20 protein-coding genes, 1 tRNA gene and 1 pseudogene are annotated in these 15,121 nt (G+C 53.1%); 9 read left to right on the top strand and 13 right to left on the bottom strand.

Translation table 11 applies throughout. The features are described from left to right. The 3 genes and pseudogenes from D5S03_RS04695 to D5S03_RS13830 form a co-directional block, all read left to right on the top strand. Window positions 1–824: RsmB/NOP family class I SAM-dependent RNA methyltransferase (locus D5S03_RS04695; protein WP_287042813.1), on the top strand; the 824-nt coding region annotated here is incomplete at its 5' end. Between the two features lie 107 nt (window positions 825–931). Continuing rightward, entirely contained in the window at window positions 932–1,147 is a 216-nt protein-coding gene (locus tag D5S03_RS04690) for a UPF0175 family protein (RefSeq protein ID WP_008870305.1), read from the top strand. A 36-nt stretch (window positions 1,148–1,183) separates the two neighbouring features. Continuing rightward, window positions 1,184–1,300: pseudogene (locus tag D5S03_RS13830) on the top strand (PIN domain-containing protein); the annotation flags it as partial. Between the two features lie 26 nt (window positions 1,301–1,326). Here D5S03_RS13830 and tsaB read toward each other — a convergent pair. The 9 genes from tsaB to rpsB are packed head-to-tail and all read right to left on the bottom strand — an operon-like array spanning window position 1,327 to window position 8,666. After that, complete coding sequence (gene tsaB, locus D5S03_RS04685; protein ID WP_008870306.1) at window positions 1,327–2,046, bottom strand: tRNA (adenosine(37)-N6)-threonylcarbamoyltransferase complex dimerization subunit type 1 TsaB; 720 nt, start codon at window positions 2,044–2,046, stop codon at window positions 1,327–1,329. Between the two features lie 29 nt (window positions 2,047–2,075). After that, window positions 2,076–3,143, bottom strand: a complete 1,068-nt coding sequence (gene rseP / locus D5S03_RS04680) for an RIP metalloprotease RseP (protein WP_008870307.1) — start codon at window positions 3,141–3,143, stop codon at window positions 2,076–2,078. 39 nt (window positions 3,144–3,182) lie between these two features. Further along, window positions 3,183–4,391, bottom strand: coding sequence for a 1-deoxy-D-xylulose-5-phosphate reductoisomerase (gene dxr / locus D5S03_RS04675; RefSeq protein WP_008870308.1), 1,209 nt, complete (start codon window positions 4,389–4,391; stop codon window positions 3,183–3,185). 32 nt (window positions 4,392–4,423) lie between these two features. Further along, window positions 4,424–5,227 (bottom strand): phosphatidate cytidylyltransferase, encoded by an 804-nt coding sequence (locus tag D5S03_RS04670; protein WP_008870309.1) that lies wholly within the window; start codon window positions 5,225–5,227, stop codon window positions 4,424–4,426. Then, complete coding sequence (gene uppS / locus D5S03_RS04665) at window positions 5,224–5,925, bottom strand: undecaprenyl pyrophosphate synthase (RefSeq protein ID WP_008870310.1); 702 nt, start codon at window positions 5,923–5,925, stop codon at window positions 5,224–5,226. The genes D5S03_RS04670 and uppS overlap by 4 nt, the downstream gene beginning before the upstream one ends. A 1-nt stretch (window position 5,926) precedes the next feature. Next, on the bottom strand, window positions 5,927–6,481 hold the full coding sequence (gene frr / locus D5S03_RS04660) for a ribosome recycling factor (RefSeq protein WP_287042812.1): 555 nt from the start codon (window positions 6,479–6,481) through the stop codon (window positions 5,927–5,929). A gap of 3 nt (window positions 6,482–6,484) precedes the next feature. Next, window positions 6,485–7,204 carry a UMP kinase gene (gene pyrH, locus D5S03_RS04655; RefSeq protein ID WP_008870312.1) on the bottom strand — a complete coding sequence of 240 codons (720 nt, stop codon included), beginning with the start codon at window positions 7,202–7,204 and terminating at the stop codon, window positions 6,485–6,487. Window positions 7,205–7,264: 60 nt separating this feature from the next. Continuing rightward, window positions 7,265–7,867, bottom strand: coding sequence for a translation elongation factor Ts (gene tsf / locus D5S03_RS04650; protein WP_008870313.1), 603 nt, complete (start codon window positions 7,865–7,867; stop codon window positions 7,265–7,267). A gap of 4 nt (window positions 7,868–7,871) precedes the next feature. Beyond that, a complete protein-coding gene (gene rpsB / locus D5S03_RS04645) occupies window positions 7,872–8,666 on the bottom strand; it encodes a 30S ribosomal protein S2 (RefSeq protein WP_287042811.1) in 795 nt (264 codons plus the stop codon). Between the two features lie 238 nt (window positions 8,667–8,904). Between rpsB and rpmE the strand changes: the two genes are divergently transcribed. From rpmE to lpxC, 4 genes are all read left to right on the top strand, one after another. Continuing rightward, window positions 8,905–9,114, top strand: coding sequence for a 50S ribosomal protein L31 (gene rpmE, locus D5S03_RS04640; protein ID WP_008870315.1), 210 nt, complete (start codon window positions 8,905–8,907; stop codon window positions 9,112–9,114). A 227-nt stretch (window positions 9,115–9,341) separates the two neighbouring features. Then, window positions 9,342–10,412: a peptide chain release factor 1 gene (gene prfA / locus D5S03_RS04635; RefSeq protein WP_008870316.1), complete on the top strand. Its 1,071-nt coding sequence runs from the start codon at window positions 9,342–9,344 to the stop codon at window positions 10,410–10,412. Window positions 10,413–10,440: 28 nt separating this feature from the next. Beyond that, complete coding sequence (gene prmC / locus D5S03_RS04630; protein WP_008870317.1) at window positions 10,441–11,280, top strand: peptide chain release factor N(5)-glutamine methyltransferase; 840 nt, start codon at window positions 10,441–10,443, stop codon at window positions 11,278–11,280. Between the two features lie 202 nt (window positions 11,281–11,482). Beyond that, window positions 11,483–12,406, top strand: coding sequence for a UDP-3-O-acyl-N-acetylglucosamine deacetylase (lpxC, locus tag D5S03_RS04625; RefSeq protein ID WP_008870318.1), 924 nt, complete (start codon window positions 11,483–11,485; stop codon window positions 12,404–12,406). A gap of 31 nt (window positions 12,407–12,437) precedes the next feature. Here the strand turns inward: lpxC and D5S03_RS04620 are convergent, their stop codons facing one another. Together D5S03_RS04620 and D5S03_RS04615 are read right to left on the bottom strand one after the other, a co-directional pair. Then, complete coding sequence (locus D5S03_RS04620) at window positions 12,438–13,121, bottom strand: PHP-associated domain-containing protein (RefSeq protein ID WP_208596402.1); 684 nt, start codon at window positions 13,119–13,121, stop codon at window positions 12,438–12,440. Further along, on the bottom strand, window positions 13,108–13,335 hold the full coding sequence (locus D5S03_RS04615) for a hypothetical protein (protein WP_008870320.1): 228 nt from the start codon (window positions 13,333–13,335) through the stop codon (window positions 13,108–13,110). The genes D5S03_RS04620 and D5S03_RS04615 overlap by 14 nt, the downstream gene beginning before the upstream one ends. A 226-nt stretch (window positions 13,336–13,561) precedes the next feature. Between D5S03_RS04615 and D5S03_RS04610 the strand changes: the two genes are divergently transcribed. Continuing rightward, window positions 13,562–13,647 (top strand) — tRNA-Leu (locus D5S03_RS04610). Window positions 13,648–13,883: 236 nt separating this feature from the next. Here the strand turns inward: D5S03_RS04610 and D5S03_RS04605 are convergent. Together D5S03_RS04605 and D5S03_RS04600 are read right to left on the bottom strand one after the other, a co-directional pair. Beyond that, window positions 13,884–14,309: a type II toxin-antitoxin system VapC family toxin gene (locus D5S03_RS04605; RefSeq protein ID WP_287042810.1), complete on the bottom strand. Its 426-nt coding sequence runs from the start codon at window positions 14,307–14,309 to the stop codon at window positions 13,884–13,886. Next, complete coding sequence (locus D5S03_RS04600) at window positions 14,306–14,563, bottom strand: hypothetical protein (protein WP_287042809.1); 258 nt, start codon at window positions 14,561–14,563, stop codon at window positions 14,306–14,308. Before D5S03_RS04600 ends, D5S03_RS04605 begins: the two co-directional genes overlap by 4 nt. Before the next feature lie 350 nt (window positions 14,564–14,913). Here D5S03_RS04600 and D5S03_RS04595 point away from each other — a divergent pair, with 350 nt between their 5' ends. Next, window positions 14,914–15,120 (top strand): hypothetical protein, encoded by a 207-nt coding sequence (locus D5S03_RS04595; protein ID WP_287042808.1) that lies wholly within the window; start codon window positions 14,914–14,916, stop codon window positions 15,118–15,120. The last annotated feature ends 1 nt before the right edge of the window (window position 15,121 follow it).

Here is a 15,121-nt window from a genome sequence, read left to right as displayed (position 1 = left end):
TGCTTTTTTTGTCCAGGTTTTATTCCTGCCCGGAGTGGATAGTAAAGCTCTGGCAAAAGGACTACGGGACTGATATGGCCTGTGAATACCTGAAGCAGAGCCTGCAGAAACCGGCTGCAGGCGTAAGGCTCGCCCCGGGAGAAGATGCAGGCCGCCTGGATGAGCATTATGTGCTCCAGCGAATTGGTCCTTCTATACTTTTAAGGGATAATTATTATCCCGGCCTGGATGAACTTGAAAACAAGAAAAAGGCCTTCAGGCAGAGCTTTGCCGGGCAAAAGACCCTCTGGGAACTGGGCCTGGGCGACTGGAAGTCTCCTGTGTGGGATATGTGCGCCGGCCGGGGCGGCAAGACCATGCTCATGAGCAGCCAGGGCCTGCAGGTCTGGGCCAGTGATAATTATTTGCCCAGACTGGCCGGGCTGAAAAAGGAACTCCTGGAGCAGGTGCAAGTGCAGGTGTTTGCAGCCCTGGGGCAAAGCCCGCCTTTGAAGAAAAGTCCCGGCACAGTACTTGTGGATGCTCCATGTACCGGCCTGGGGGTGCTCTCCAGAAGACCGGACACCAAGTGGAAGCGAAGCCCCCGGGATGTGCTGGACTTTTGCCGCGTCCAGAAGGAACTGCTTGCTGCCGCCGCCAATGTCCTGCCCAGTAAAGGCCAGCTCATCTATGTCACCTGTACCCTGAGCAGACAGGAAAACCAGGAGCAGGTGACAGATTTTCTAAAGAAACACAAAGACTTTGAGTGCCTGCAGACTTACGGCACTGGAGCTGACGAAGACCTGGGGGAGTTCTTCTTCGGGGCAAGGCTGCAGCGAAGGTAGGACATTATAATAGTGAAAGCATACTTACGTGTTTCAGGTTTTCTTGTGGACTTGTCAGTTTACAGGGTATATTCTGCTGCTGATTTCATTTATGATTGGAGGAAAACATGGAAAACGTATGCATTGAAATCCCCAGGGAAGTACTGCATTCAGCCCGCACCACTCCAGAGGAACTGAAAAGAGAGCTTGCCATTCTTCTATACCAGCAAAACAAAATCTCTTTTGGCAAGGCCAGGGAACTCACGGGGTTAAACGTCTGGTCATTTCAGCAGCTTCTGGGCCATCGCGGAATTAACATCCACTATGATGTTGAAAGATTTTGATGAAGATATGCAAAATCTTAAAAAGCTGGGTCGCTTATGAAGGTGGTCAGCAATTCTTCGCCACTGGTCAATCTCTCCAGAATTGGACGTCTGTCTATCCTGAAACATCTATACGGCACAATTTTTATCCCCGGTGCTGTTTTTTATGAAGTGGCAAGCAAGCAGTTTTATTTTCCAGTTTATTCCCGCTGCAGGTATTCTCTGGCCTGGTCCAGGTCCAGGCCGCGGCCTGCGGCGATGCGGGCCAGGTTTTCCTCGGCCTCGGAAGCCCGCAGGTATTCCGGAGCGGGCAGGGCCGTATCCCATGAAGCCTCCAGGGACATGCGCAAAAGGTTGTGGGGTGCGGGCACGTCCCAGTGCCGGGGCAGGACAGCGGACCTGTAGTGTTGAAAAAAGTCCATATTCCGGCGTACTCCGCTGCCTGTCAGATAGACTGGATCGGGGTATGCGGATAAAAGGTCTTTTAGTTCCGAGAGGTGCAGGTTCTTTGCAGGAGAGGAGACAGCAAGGCCGGGGCAGGAAAAAGCCTGGGCGTATACCTGTTCACGCCGGGAGTGTACCAGGACCAGAAGGGTGCCCTGAATAAGAGGTCCGGGCCCCATAGCCAGGGCCTGCATGAAGCTCAGCCCTGCCAGAGGGATGTTGTGGGCGCAGGCCAGTCCAAGGGCGTGAGCCAGGCTCATGCGCACCCCGGTAAAAGACCCGGGTCCGGATACGCAGGCAATGCCCTGTAATTCATGGGTTTGCATTTCCAGGGACCCAAGGGCCCATTCTATGCCCGGGGCCATGTACTTCATGGCCCGTCCGGGTACGTACAGGCTGCTGGAGAACCAGAGCCTTTCACTGTTTCCCAGGATAATCTGCAGATCGCCTTCAGCGCAATTGATTATCAGGTACATGTGTAAACCGGATCAGTTGCCTTAGTGTATCAACCCACCAGCCGCAGGATATCGTTTATTATGGCAAAGGCCATGAGGGAAAGTATGAAAAGTATTCCGATCCTGGTGGCTACCTGGCGCATGCGCTCGTTCAGCGGTCTGCGGGTGATCATTTCTATGGTGTAGAAAAGGATGTGCCCGCCGTCCAGCACCGGTACAGGCAGGAGGTTTATCAGCCCAAGGTTGATACTGATGAGGGCGGTAAGGGCCAGCAGATTGACCATGCCCTCCTGTTTCTGTTCGCTTACCAGCTGACCTATAAGGATGGGGCCGCCGATGGTGTCCAGGGGGATAATACGCTCAATGAGCTTTTTGATACCCTCCACCGTGAGCTTGATGAGCATCCAGGTCTGGGACAGGCCTTCCTTGCCTGCACTTATAAAACCAAGGGATATGGTTTCCGTCTCGCCCGAGGCCACGATGCCGATCTGCGGGGTCTTTATCTCCTCGCCGAATATGTTTTCCTGGACCGCCATTCTGGGGACCAGGGTGAATTCCTTTATGCTGGAATTGCGCTGGACTTCCAGGTCCAGGGGTTCACCCTCGTTTCGCTGGATGTGCTGGACCAGGTCCTCCCAGTACTGCACTTCATGGCTGTTGATGCTCAGTACCAGGTCTCCAGACTGCAGTCCCGCCTCCATGGCCGGGCCGTCGTCGGCCAGATCGCCTATCTGGGGCAACATCTGCATCTGTCCATGGGCAAAAAAGAGCCCCCAGTAGATGAACCAGGCCAGGACAAAGTTGAAAACAGGTCCGGCAGCAACTACCAGGATCCTTTGCCAGGGAGGTCTTTTGGCGAAACTTTCCTGGGAAGTAAAACCCCCGGGCAGTTCCGAGTCTTCACTTTCCCCCACAAGATGTACATACCCGCCCAGCGGCACGGCGGAAAGACGGTATTCGGTCTTGCCCATGACAAAGCCGAAGAGCTTGGGGCCGAACCCCAGGGAGAAGGTGGATACTCCCACCCCCAGAAGCCTGGCCACCAGGAAATGACCCAGTTCATGAAAAAAGATGAGCAGTCCCAGGACCAGGATTATGGCTATAGCACTTGTAAACATGATTGTTCTGTTTTGAGTATGTCTTGGTTAAATTGGTTTTCAGCCAGCAGGCTGCAGGACAAGTTCACTTACCCTTTGTCTGGTTTGATGATCCAGATTAAGAATTTCCCGGGGACTGTCAACTGCTGTCGGGCAATGTTCCTCCAGGGCCCTGGAATTTATCCTGGGTATGTCCATGAAACCTATCCTGCCGGTCAGAAAACTTTCCACGCAGATCTCGTTGGCGGCGTTGAGAACCACCGGGTAGCTTGGTCCGCTTTTCATGGCTTCCACTGCCAGTTCCAGGCAGGGAAAGGCCCCGGGGTCCGGCCTGTAAAAGCCAAGCTCGGTGCATGCGGCCAGGTCCAGGGGCTCGAGCCCGGGGTCCAGCCGCCGGGGATAGCCCAGGCAGTGGGCGATGGGCATCTGCATGTCCGGTACTCCCATGTGGGCCAGGATTGATCCGTCGCAGAACTGAACCAGGGCGTGGACAATGCTTTGGGGATGCACCAGCACCCGGACTTTGTCCATGGGCATGCCGAAAAGGTGGTGGGCCTCTATGAGCTCCAAGCCCTTGTTCATCATAGTGGCTGAATCAATGCTTATCTTGGCCCCCATGGACCAGTTGGGGTGAGCCAGGGCCTGCTCCGGCTTCATATCCTCCAGGCTGGAGGCCTTGCGCCCCCAGAATGGTCCGCCGGAGGCAGTGATGATCACCGAGTCCAGCTCGCCTGCTCCGTGCCCCTGCAGGGCCTGGAAAAGGGCATTGTGCTCCGAGTCCACCGGCAGGATGACCGCCCTGGTCCTTTCGCACCCGGCGCGGATGAGATGCCCGGCCAGGACCAGGGATTCCTTGTTGGCCAGAAGAACAGTCTTGCCCTTGTCCACGGCCTCTAAGGTGGGCATAAGACCGGCAGCCCCAACCATGGCTGAAAGAACCATTTGCACATTCTGCAAAGAGGCCAGGCGGGTGTAGCCTTCAGTGCCTGCAAGTATCTCCGGGCTGTAGCCGGAAGCAAGCTTTTTTTTGAGCCCCGAGGCCAGGTCCTTTTCAAGTACGCCCAGGTACTGCGGCCTGAACTCGTTGGCCTGCTCTGCCAGAAGTTCTATGTTTCTGGCCCCGGCCAGGGCGATTATGCGAAATTTTTCCGGGTGCTGCCGGATAACCTTGAGTGCACTGGTGCCTATGGAGCCGGTGGAGCCCATAATGGCCAGGTGTCGCGGTTGATCCGGCCGTGACTGCAGGTCAAGGTCTGATATGTATTGCAAGGTTTATCCCGGATGTCTGAACTGTTGTGGTGTTAAAACATGCCCACGAATACTGAGTATACCACATAAACGGGTAGAAGCAACAGGAGGCTGTCTATGCGGTCCAGGACACCTCCGTGTCCGGGCAGGATGTGACCCGTGTCCTTTACATCGCACCATCTCTTGAGTGAAGACTGAAAAAAGTCGCCCAGCTGGGCGCTTATATTTAAAAGTATACCCAGGATGATAAAGTGCCACCACAGTGCGCTTCCCAGAAAGACCCCCAGGCCCAGAGTCACGGCCGTACACAGTATCAGCCCGCCCAGGCTTCCCATCCAGGTCTTCTTGGGGCTCACCTCCGGCCAGATCTTTTTGTTGCCCCACAGGTATCCTGAGTAGAACGCTCCGGCATCCGAGGCTGCAGTAGCCGCCAGGACCAGGATTATTTCCGGGGCCTTGAGGGTGAAAAACAGGCTCAGGACCAGGGGTACGTAAGCTATGCCGGAAATGAGCAGCATATAGTCGTTTAGCCTGGCCTGGTCTTTCTGCCTGCTGTATTCCACCAGGAAACCCAGCCAGGCCACCCAGAAGATGAGAACCAGAAAAAGCAGCGGATGCCCGGTTATTTCCAGGGAATAGTCCAGGAGAAAAAGGCCTCCTGCCAGACATCCCAGGGTCTTGAGCACGATTCTCTCTCTGCCGGACCAGAACAGGGAGTAGAATTCCCAAAGTCCAAGCAGGGATACAAGGACCACCAGGATGGCTATCCCGGCATGTCCCATGTAGACTGCCCCGCCCAGGACCAGAATGAGCAGGATGGCTGTTGCAACTCTTTTCAGGTGAGGGCTTAAATTCATACCGGCTCCACGCCGCCAAAGCGGCGGTTTCTCCGGCGGTAGTCTTCCAGGGCCTTGTGCAGTTCCCCGGAGTCAAAATCCGGCCAGAGGGTTTCAGTGAAGTAGAATTCTGAATAGGCTGACTGGTACAGTAGAAAATTACTTATCCTGTATTCACCGCTGGTGCGGATAACCAGATCAGGATCCGGCTGACCTGCGGTGTATAGATACTGCCCGAATTCCCGAGGGTCCATCTGGCACGCATCCAGCCCCTTTTCCTGCATCAGCCGGCAGGCCCTTTGTATCTCCAGGCGTCCGGAGTAGTTCAGGGCCAGGTTCAGCTGCATGCTCTGGTTGGACCGGGTGCGGTTGCAGGCCATCTGCAGTATTTTTCTGGTGGCCAGAGGGAGTTCGCCTGTTTCTCCAAGGATGTTCAGACGGATATCCTGGCGCATGAGGGTGGGAAGTTCGCCGTTTAAGAATTCCCCCAGAAGGTTGAAAAGAAAATCCACTTCATCCCGGGGACGGGACCAGTTCTCTCTGGAAAAGGCGTACAGGGTCAGATGCTGGATGCCCAGACGCCGGGACTCTTCCACAATGGCTCTGGCGCTACGTGTACCCTGTTTGTGTCCCTCCACCCTGGGCAGTCCATGTCTGCCGGCCCATCTGCCGTTGCCGTCCATTATAATGGCTATGTGCCGGGGGAGCGTTTCCTGCAGTTTAAAACTCCATGATCTCTTTTTCTTTGTCGGCCAGAATCCGGTCCACCTTGCTCACGTAGCTGTCGGTGATTTTCTGGACCTCTTCATGGCCCTTGTGCATCTCGTCCTCGGTAAGATCCTTGTCGTTTTTCATCTTTTTCAGGGTGTCGTTGGCTTCCCTGCGGACGTTTCTCAAGGCCACCTTGGCGTCTTCGGAGTATTTCTTGGCCATCTTGACCAGGTCTTTGCGCCTTTCCTCGGTGAGAGGGGGGATGTTGATGCGGATGATCTTGCCGTCGCTGACAGGATTTAACCCCAGATCAGACTTCATGATGGCTTTTTCAATGCCTGAGAAAACGTTTCTGTCCCAGGGCTGTATGGCGATTGTGCGGCTGTCCGGTATGGATATGGAGGCAAGCTGGTTCAAGGGGGTCATGGTCCCGTAATATTCCACGGTGATCCCGTCCACAAGTCCAACCGAGGCCCTGCCGGTCCTGAGCTTGCCCAGGTCCTTATCCAGGCTGGCGATGGCCTTGTCCATTTTTTCTCTGCAATCATCAAGTACTTGATCCATAAGTCATCCTCCTTGCACTATTGTGCCGATCTGCTCTCCCTGGAGCACCCGGATTATGTTGTCCCGATGGAAAAGGTTGAAAACCGCCACAGGCATACAATTGTCCATGCACAATGAGACAGCGGCCGCATCCATTACCTGGAGACGTCGGCTCAAAACATCAATATAGGTCAAAGAATCATACTTTACAGCATCGGGATTGGTAACCGGGTCCCTGTCAAACACTCCGTCCACCTTGGTGGCCTTCAAGATAATGTCAGACTTGAGTTCCATGGCCCTGAGAGCGGCTGCGGTGTCTGTGGTAAAGAACGGATTGCCGGTGCCTGCCGCGCAGATAACTATTCGTTTTTTTTCAAGATGCCTGAGGGCTCTGCGCCGTATATAGGGTTCGGCCACTTCGTGCATGGAGATGGCGCTCATGACCCTGGTATCCGCATTCATCTTTTCCAGGACATCCTGTACCGCCAGGGCGTTCATGACCGTGGCCAGCATGCCCATGTAGTCCGCGGAGGCCCGGTCCATCCCTTTGGATGAGGCGGACACTCCGCGGAATATATTTCCGCCGCCAATGACCAGGGCGATCTCGGCCCCAAGTTCTCTGGCGGAGATGATCTCCCTGCAGATTGAAGAAACAGTGCCGGGATCAATACCGTACTGTTCATTCCCGGCCAGGGCTTCTCCGCTCAACTTTAAAAGTACGCGGCGGTATTTGAGCTTGGGCATTTTATTTTTCCGGGTTTAGGGTGCAGCATCTGCTGAGAAGACCCAGTTATGAACTGTTTTCTAATCCTGGACGTCTTCGCCAAGACCCAGGCGGGTGAAGCGTCCGATCTGGATGCTTTCGCCCAGAACAACAACGGTATCGTTGATGAGGTCTTCAATTGTCTTGGAGTCGTCCTTGATGTAAGCCTGCTTGAGCAGACACACTTCCTTGTAATACTTGTCCAGCCGTCCCTGAACGATCTTTTCGGCAATATGTTCGGGCTTGCCTTCTTTCTCCGCCTGACTCTTGTAGAAGTCCCGCTCCTTGTCAACAAGCTCCTGAGGCAGATCCTCAGGGTTTACGCATACAGGGCTGGTGGCGGCGATCTGCATGGCCAGGTCCCTGGCCAGTTGCTGAAACTGGTCGCTTTTGGCTACAAAGTCGGTTTCGCATTTGAGCTCCACGAGTACGCCTATCTTGCCGTTGCTGTGAATATAAGAGCCTATCCAGCCCTCGGAAGTGGCCCGTCCGGCTCTTTTCTGAGCCTTGGACAGACCTTTTTCCCGAAGCCAGGTTATGGCTTTTTCTTCGTCTCCCCCACTGTCCTGCAAAGCTTTTTTGCAGTCCATCATTCCTGCCCCGGTTTTTTCCCGCAGGGCCTTTACTTTCTGGGCGTCAACCATTTTTTTACTCCTCCTGTTGCTCTTCCTGCATGGCAGGTTCTGGTTCGGTTTGCATCTCTTTGGCCTCCGCCTCCTGGGCTTCAGCGGCTTTATCTTCCTGCTGCTCCCTGTCGCCCCTCTTGGCCATTCCTTCCAGGCAGGCATCGGCCATGCTGCCGGCAAAGAGCTTGATGGCGCGGATGGCGTCGTCGTTTCCGGGAATGACGAAGTCGATTAGATCGGGATCGCAGTTGGTATCCACCACCGCCGCAATGGGTATGTTCAGCTTGCGGCATTCCTTTATGGCGATCTCTTCCTTTTTGGGGTCGATGATAAATGCCGCACCCGGCAGGGAATCCATATCTTTGATTCCGCCCAGGTCGGCATTGAGCTTGTTTACTTCCCTTTGCATCATGGCCACTTCTTTTTTGACAAAACGGTGTACGCTGCCGTCCTCAAACATCCTTTCCAGGGTTTTGAGACGTTCGATGCTCTTGCGAATGGTCTGGAAGTTGGTCAGTGTGCCGCCCAGCCAGCGGTTGGTGACATAAAACATGTCCGCGCGCTGGGCCTCGGTCTTGATGACTTCCCTGGCCTGTCTTTTGGTCCCCACAAAGAGCACCTTCTTGCCGCCGGCCACAGTGTCGGAGATAAAGTCGTGGGCATACTGGTAAAGCTTTACGGTCTGCTGCAGGTCGATGATGTGAATGCCTTTTCTGGAACCGAAGATATAAGGCTTCATTTTGGGGTTCCAGCGCTTGGTCTGGTGACCGAAATGCACTCCGGTCTCCAGCATCTGCTTCATGGTAACATAACTCATTAAGATTCCTCCCTTAGGGTTTTTCCTCCGCCCGGGAACCGTCTCTTCAACAGCGAAGAGCACCCAGAGGGTTTCGCCCCGGCGTGTGTTTTACTAAACTGTTCCTTATAGGATAATTTTTTTTTCCTGGCAAGCACTAACTTGCCCCGGCTCCGGGAAAAATGCCGGAAAATAACCTTGCCAATAATAAGCAGATGTTCTATATATTCTGGTCTTTCAAATTTTTCGGAGGTTAGCCATGAAAAAAGATTTGCATCCCACTTTGCACGAAACCAAGATTCAATGCGCCTGTGGCAACGAATTCCAGTCTAAGTCCACTGCCGGGCAGGAGATAACAGTTGAGGTGTGTTCACAGTGCCACCCGTTCTTCACCGGGCAGCAGAGATTTGTCGACTCTGCCGGACGCATCGACCGCTTCAAGAGAAAGTATGGTCAGACGGCTAAATAGGGTTTGATTGGGGAATTGAGGGATTGAGGAATTGGGGAATTGGGGAATTCAGGAATTGAGGGATTTTTGGGAAGATGGGGGAATGGCATGGGGCATAGAGCATGGGGTATGGAGAAGAAGGGTGTTTCATGACTGATGTCGCGCGTCCTGACACGCGCTTCGCGTGGTTCGCGTACAGTATGGGGTTATTTCAACGGGTATATTAATCTGCCCGTACGGATTTGAATATGTTTGCCAAGCTGGATGAGCTGGAACAGCAATACATGCAGATAGAAACGGATCTTAGCGATCCGGAGGTATTTTCCAACCAGGAAAAATACAGGAAGCTGTCCAAGTCGCACTCGGAGCTGGGGCCCATTGTGAGCACCTACCGCGAGTACAGGCGGATTGTGTCCGAAATGGAGGAGAACAGGGAGCTTGCCCGGGACAGGGACCCGGAAATCCGTGAACTGGCTCAGGCCGAGCTTGAAACCCTCCAGGAGGAGAAGGACAGGCTTGAGGAAGATCTGAAAATACAGCTTGTGCCCAGCGACCCCCTTGACGACAAGAATATTATCCTGGAGATCCGGGCCGGTACAGGCGGAGAGGAAGCCGCTCTTTTCGCAGCCGATCTTTTCCGCATGTATTTCAGGTATGCCGAGGAGCGCAGCTGGAAGGTGGAAGTACTCAATATGCAGGAGACAGGCACCGGTGGAATAAAGGAAGTCATCGCCTCCATTTCCGGCAAAAAGGTCTACAGCAGGCTAAAGTATGAATCCGGCGTGCACAGGGTGCAGCGGGTTCCCGAGACGGAGTCCCAGGGCCGGGTGCATACTTCGGCAGTGACAGTGGCCATTCTGCCCGAGGCCGAGGAGGTGGACGTAAACATCGAACCCAACGACCTGCGTGTGGATGTCTTCCGGGCTTCAGGGCCGGGAGGGCAGAGTGTGAACACCACTGATTCAGCTGTGCGAATTACCCATATCCCTACAGGACTGGTGGTTTCCTGCCAGGATGAAAAGTCCCAGCACAAGAACAGGGCCAAGGCCCTGAAGGTGCTCAGGTCCAGGCTTCTGCAGATCATGGAGGAAGAGCAGAAAAGGGAATACGATGACAACCGCAGGGCCCAGGTGGGCTCAGGGGACCGCTCCGAGAGAATACGCACCTACAATTTTCCCCAGAGCAGGGTGACGGATCACCGTATCAACCTTACCCTCTACAACCTAGAATCAGTCATGCAGGGGCACCTGGACGGCATTATCGATCCACTTGTCCAGAATTTCCAGGCCCAGGCCCTGCAGGAAGCCCAGGCGGCGTAAAACACCTCCTGAACGGATACTGTCTTTTGTGAACACCATCGCCTCAATGCTGGCCCGGGGCACGGATGAACTGCGCCGGGCGGGCGTGGATTCCCCCGGCCTGTCGGCCAGAGTACTGCTGGCCCACGCCCTGGATCTTTCCACTGAAAAGCTGGTCCTGGTTTTTCAGGATCAGACATCTGATGAAATCCGCAGACATTATGAAGAACTGATCGCCCGCAGAAGCAGGGGCGAGCCTGTGGCTTATATCCTGGGGCGCAAGGAGTTTTACAGTCTTGACTTTCAGGTGAGCCCGCAGGTGTTGATTCCAAGGCCGGAAACTGAACTGTTGGTGGAGCTTGTGGGCAATAGTTACTCACGGCAGCAGAAGAAAATTTTCGCAGATCTGGGGACCGGAAGCGGGATTCTGGGCATATGCATCGCCCTTGATTTTTCCTTGTTCCTGTGTCTGGCCTGTGATATCAGCAAGCAAGCTTTAGCAGTTGCCCGAAGTAATGCCCGCAGGCACCGGGTATCAGACAGGATCCTTTTTTTCCGGGGGGATATGGGTGCGGGTATCAAGCCCCAAAGCCTTGACTTTATAGTCTGCAATCCGCCGTACATAAGCGTCCGGGAGTTTGCCGGGCTGGAGGCGGAAGTGCGCAATTTCGAGCCCGGGCAGGCTCTTCTGTCCGGGGAAAGAGGCCTTGGACATATCAAAAGGCTGGAACAGGAGGCCGCCAGGCTTTTGCGGGGGTCCGGGCGGGTCTTTCTGGAAATGGGCAGCACCCAGGCAGATCATGTAAGGCGGATATTTTCCCGCTGGAGCAGTTGTCATATCTATCAGGACCTTGCCGGGCTGGACCGGGCGGCTGTTGTCTGCAAGTAGCCCTACAGCGAAATTGAGATACGATATATATTTTATAAGTTTCGCTGTAGGGGTAGAGCTGATGCTTAAAAGGAACAGGATTTTGCAAAAAAAACACAACAGTAAAACAAGCATGAAATTTAAAGGCTGTTATTTCAGTACGTTGCAGGTGGCGGATATAGGCATATTTTTTGCAAAGCTGCCTTTTCAGGAGGAAGTGTGAATGAGGCAGCAAACAATCAAAAAAGATGTCAAATGCTCAGGAGTCGGACTGCACAGCGGAGAGAGGGTCAGCCTGCACATGCGTCCGGCCGAGGAAGATACAGGTCTTGTTTTTCTGCATAAAGGTCCGGATGGCTCCAAGAGGCTGGTTCCCAGTCCGCACTCGGTCAAATCAACTGAGCTGGCCACCACCATAGGCAACGGGGATGTCTCCATATCCACGGTGGAGCATCTGCTGGCCGCGGTTTCCGGTCTGGGCATCGACAACCTGTACATCGAGGTGGAAGGCGATGAACTGCCCATAATGGACGGCAGCGCAGCTTCCTTTGTATTTCTCCTTCGTACAGCTGGCATTCGCAGGCAGCGTCTGCCCAGGCGCGTGCTGGGACTTAGCCGCTCCATAGTTTACAAAAACGGCCAGCGCTGGATCAAGGCCATGCCCTACAACGGGCTCAAAATAAAATACACCATTGATTTTTCTCATCCCATGGTGGGCAGTCAGTCCTACCAGTTTGAGCAGAACCCGCAGCATTTTGTAAGATCTCTGGCCAAGGCCCGAACTTTCGGGTTTTTAAAGGACGTGGAAAAGCTCCAGAGCCAGGGACTGGCTTTAGGCGGCACCCTGAACAATGCCGTGGTCCTTGACGAGTACGGCATCGTCAATCCAGACGGCCTTCGCTACAGCGATGAGCTTGTGCGGCACAAGATTCTGGACTTCATGGGAGACATGAGCCTGATGGGTATTTCCCTGTGGGGATCATTCGAGGTCCACTGTTCCGGGCATTCCTTCAACAATTCTTTTCTAAGATTTCTGGATGAAAACAGGGACGACTATCTGCACCAGGTGGATTTCGGCGGCCAGGAAATAGCAGTCCCCGAGTACGAACCTAAGGCAGCGCATCAGCCTCAGCCTGCCTGGGCCTGATGGGGTGAAAGCCCCGCGCCCCTTGGCAGGCTCAGACGGCCCCGCCATAAGATTCCAGCCAGTGCACCAACTGTTTGTAATTCGGATTGCGTGCCGGTCTGAAATTCCTGTTTTTAAGCGCCTTTACCAGGTCTTCCCGGCTGCGGACGGGCTCTGTAAATAATGTCCCTACTCTGCCCAGTTCTTCCAGGCAGTGGGCGTCACTACCCCCGGTAAGGCTGATCCCGTGCTTTTCCTGCCAGTTTTGAGCCAGGGAGTTTTCCAGTTCGGAGTTTCTGCCGTTTAATCCTTCAGCATAGCTGATTATCCCCCTGGAAACGAGTTTTTCATCCACCTTCTGCATTGCCCTGTAGGGGTGCGAGGCTATTATCACCCCGCCGGCCCGGTTTACCCGCCGGGTTATCTCCGGGGCAGGCAGGTAGGGTTCAAATTCTTCGTGAGGGCCGAAAATCAAAAAATGGCCATCTAAGCTGGAGTACTCCTGTCCTACAATCACGCAAAGCCCGTCATCCTGAACCCCCTCCCGGATCTGGTGCCTGGCTTGGGTAGTGTTGTGATCGGTAATGCACACTCCGTCCAGATTGAGTAAACGGGCCTCGGCCAGGATATCCTCCAGGGGAAGCATGCTGCAGGGGGAGATCAGGGAATGGACATGCAGGTCGAATAAAAAGGGCATTTTCATCACCTCATCAGTAAGGTCTTTACCCTTTTTCATCGTTTTTTCCGGAATCAAACATCTGTCCGAGCCCCGTATTCTTGAAGATGATTCTGGTTGCTGTTTCATCGGCAGCCTCGGCCAGGTCCATGAGCCTTTCCAGGTAATCAAGTATCTCCATGCGACGTTCTTCTGAGGACCATTCGAAATCCTCTTCCAGTTCCCCGGATTTGATATATTTTTCCAGGTCGCTTAAAAACTTTTCGTTGAGCATTTAAACTCCGGTTGAGTGGTTTGACTTGCTGCTGCACAGGCCAGGGCTCATGAGCCATTGAGCGAAGGACCGTCATGAGCTGATGTAATTATGGAGCCTGTGCATAAAAAATGCAAGATTTTGCTGCTGTTATAAGATATAGTCCAGGTCATGGGGTTTGTCGAGACCTGCAGGCTTTAAAAATCGCTTGACTGAGCAGAACCTCATGGATTAGTTTTTAATATAAGCCGGGGTGGTGAAACTGGTAGACGCACGGGACTCAAAATCCCGCGGGCTTTGCCCATGAGGGTTCGAATCCCTCCCCCGGCACCACAATAAAATCAAAGGGTTAGGGCTTGCTGGTCAGTATAGGCTCTAACCCTTATTTTTTGCAAGTAAGCATATAGTAATAGGTTTCAATAAAATCTTAACATAAAATTTGTTTTTGGCTACCATTTCTGCAAACACAATTACCATGTCAATATCCATGCCTTAAGGGGAACCACTCTGGGGGCAAGTACCGGCCCGGGGACAGTCTCCAGTCACGCCAGAGGCGTGAGTGCCGGCAATCAACATCGAGGATTACCTGAATGGTTACCAGAAATCACTGGCCAGCACATGAGGCTGCTAATTTTTTTGAAATGGTTATCGTAACTTATCAGTGTGGCTTCGGTCTCTATGGCATGTGCCGCGATCCAGACGTCATTGATGGGTAATGGGGTGCCTGCATGTTTTAGCTCGGACTTAATCCGGCCGAAAATCATGGCTGTTGGAAAAGTTGCGTTGAGTACCCGAACCGAAGGCTTGGCCAGAAAACGCCGAAGTAAATCCCTGTTGATTTCCTCTTTGCTGCCCCCTTTGAATCCCGCTTCGAGCTCTCCCAGGACAATAATTGATACAAAAACTATTTCAGCCTGTCCCAGGGCATCGAGTACCTGATAACTGCCCCTTAAAAAGGCGGTGTAAGCGTTGGTATCCAGCAAAATCTTGTTCACTGCCAGTCTTCCTGGTGAACTTTATCCAGCTCCCGGGTTCGCAGGCGGAATTCATTCTCATCGTTTTCAGACCAGACGCCGAAAAGCTCAAGAAAATCCTTTCTGCGCTCTTGCTCCCCCTGAGAGGGCACTTGCAGGGCCTGGGCCAAGAGATTCTTAACTGTCTTGTTCAGACTGGTCCCATCGCTTTTGGCCTTTTGCCGGATCAAAGTATCCAGAGGGTCTTCAAGATTGTGAATGGTAATGGATTTCATTACTAGCCTCCTTGGTGAACCAGGATGGTGATTTATGGTGTATGATATATCTTGCCCGGTGTTGAGTCAATGACCATGTTAGGCATCATTTCCCGTTCAGTGTGTCGCTTCATACGACCTTGAAAGACAATATGTTGCAGGAAGCACACCATGTTGCTCGGGTCTTTTCATTGAGGCTCCAAGTCGTAAACGTTCAGATCTTCCTGTATGCAATCAAAGAGCATGTACTCAAAGTCAGGTAGATTGGCCTTGAAAGGCTCACCAGGAACTATACTCAACTCAAACTTTTTTTATTGTATATTTTACCCGGGGGACTTAACATTTTCTTAAGAAAATTGGAGGACATGACTATGACTACAGTAGAGAAAATTCAAGATGAAATACTCTCTCTGCCTGACTCTGAAAAAAGCCGTCTTTTCAGGTGGTTTGCTGATTACGAAGCAAAAGTCTGGGATCATGAGATTGAAAGCGATTTTACGCAGGGTGGCAGAGGCCAGGAATTTTTGGACAGGGTGAAATCTGACTATAAAGCTGGAAAGTGCTCAAGATGGGATTAAG

The sequence above is a fragment of the Desulfonatronospira sp. MSAO_Bac3 genome, from assembly GCF_003838035.1.
In the GTDB taxonomy this organism is placed as follows: Bacteria; Desulfobacterota; Desulfovibrionia; order Desulfovibrionales; family Desulfonatronovibrionaceae; genus Desulfonatronospira; species Desulfonatronospira thiodismutans.
This window is presented reverse-complemented; position numbering and strand designations above follow the sequence as displayed.

Bases quoted from the DNA above. Each gene is read 5' to 3' on its own strand.
- D5S03_RS04690 (WP_008870305.1), top strand. From the start codon at position 932: ATGGAAAACGTATGCATTGAAATCCCCAGGGAAGTACTGCATTCAGCC.
- tsaB (WP_008870306.1), bottom strand. From the start codon at position 2,046: ATGTACCTGATAATCAATTGCGCTGAAGGCGATCTGCAGATTATCCTG.
- rseP (WP_008870307.1), bottom strand. From the start codon at position 3,143: ATGTTTACAAGTGCTATAGCCATAATCCTGGTCCTGGGACTGCTCATC.
- D5S03_RS04670 (WP_008870309.1), bottom strand. From the start codon at position 5,227: ATGAATTTAAGCCCTCACCTGAAAAGAGTTGCAACAGCCATCCTGCTC.
- frr (WP_287042812.1), bottom strand. From the start codon at position 6,481: ATGGATCAAGTACTTGATGATTGCAGAGAAAAAATGGACAAGGCCATC.
- pyrH (WP_008870312.1), bottom strand. From the start codon at position 7,204: ATGCCCAAGCTCAAATACCGCCGCGTACTTTTAAAGTTGAGCGGAGAA.
- tsf (WP_008870313.1), bottom strand. From the start codon at position 7,867: ATGGTTGACGCCCAGAAAGTAAAGGCCCTGCGGGAAAAAACCGGGGCA.
- rpsB (WP_287042811.1), bottom strand. From the start codon at position 8,666: ATGAGTTATGTTACCATGAAGCAGATGCTGGAGACCGGAGTGCATTTC.
- rpmE (WP_008870315.1), top strand. From the start codon at position 8,905: ATGAAAAAAGATTTGCATCCCACTTTGCACGAAACCAAGATTCAATGC.
- prfA (WP_008870316.1), top strand. From the start codon at position 9,342: ATGTTTGCCAAGCTGGATGAGCTGGAACAGCAATACATGCAGATAGAA.
- lpxC (WP_008870318.1), top strand. From the start codon at position 11,483: ATGAGGCAGCAAACAATCAAAAAAGATGTCAAATGCTCAGGAGTCGGA.
- D5S03_RS04620 (WP_208596402.1), bottom strand. From the start codon at position 13,121: ATGAAAAAGGGTAAAGACCTTACTGATGAGGTGATGAAAATGCCCTTT.
- D5S03_RS04615 (WP_008870320.1), bottom strand. From the start codon at position 13,335: ATGCTCAACGAAAAGTTTTTAAGCGACCTGGAAAAATATATCAAATCC.
- D5S03_RS04600 (WP_287042809.1), bottom strand. From the start codon at position 14,563: ATGAAATCCATTACCATTCACAATCTTGAAGACCCTCTGGATACTTTG.
- D5S03_RS04595 (WP_287042808.1), top strand. From the start codon at position 14,914: ATGACTACAGTAGAGAAAATTCAAGATGAAATACTCTCTCTGCCTGAC.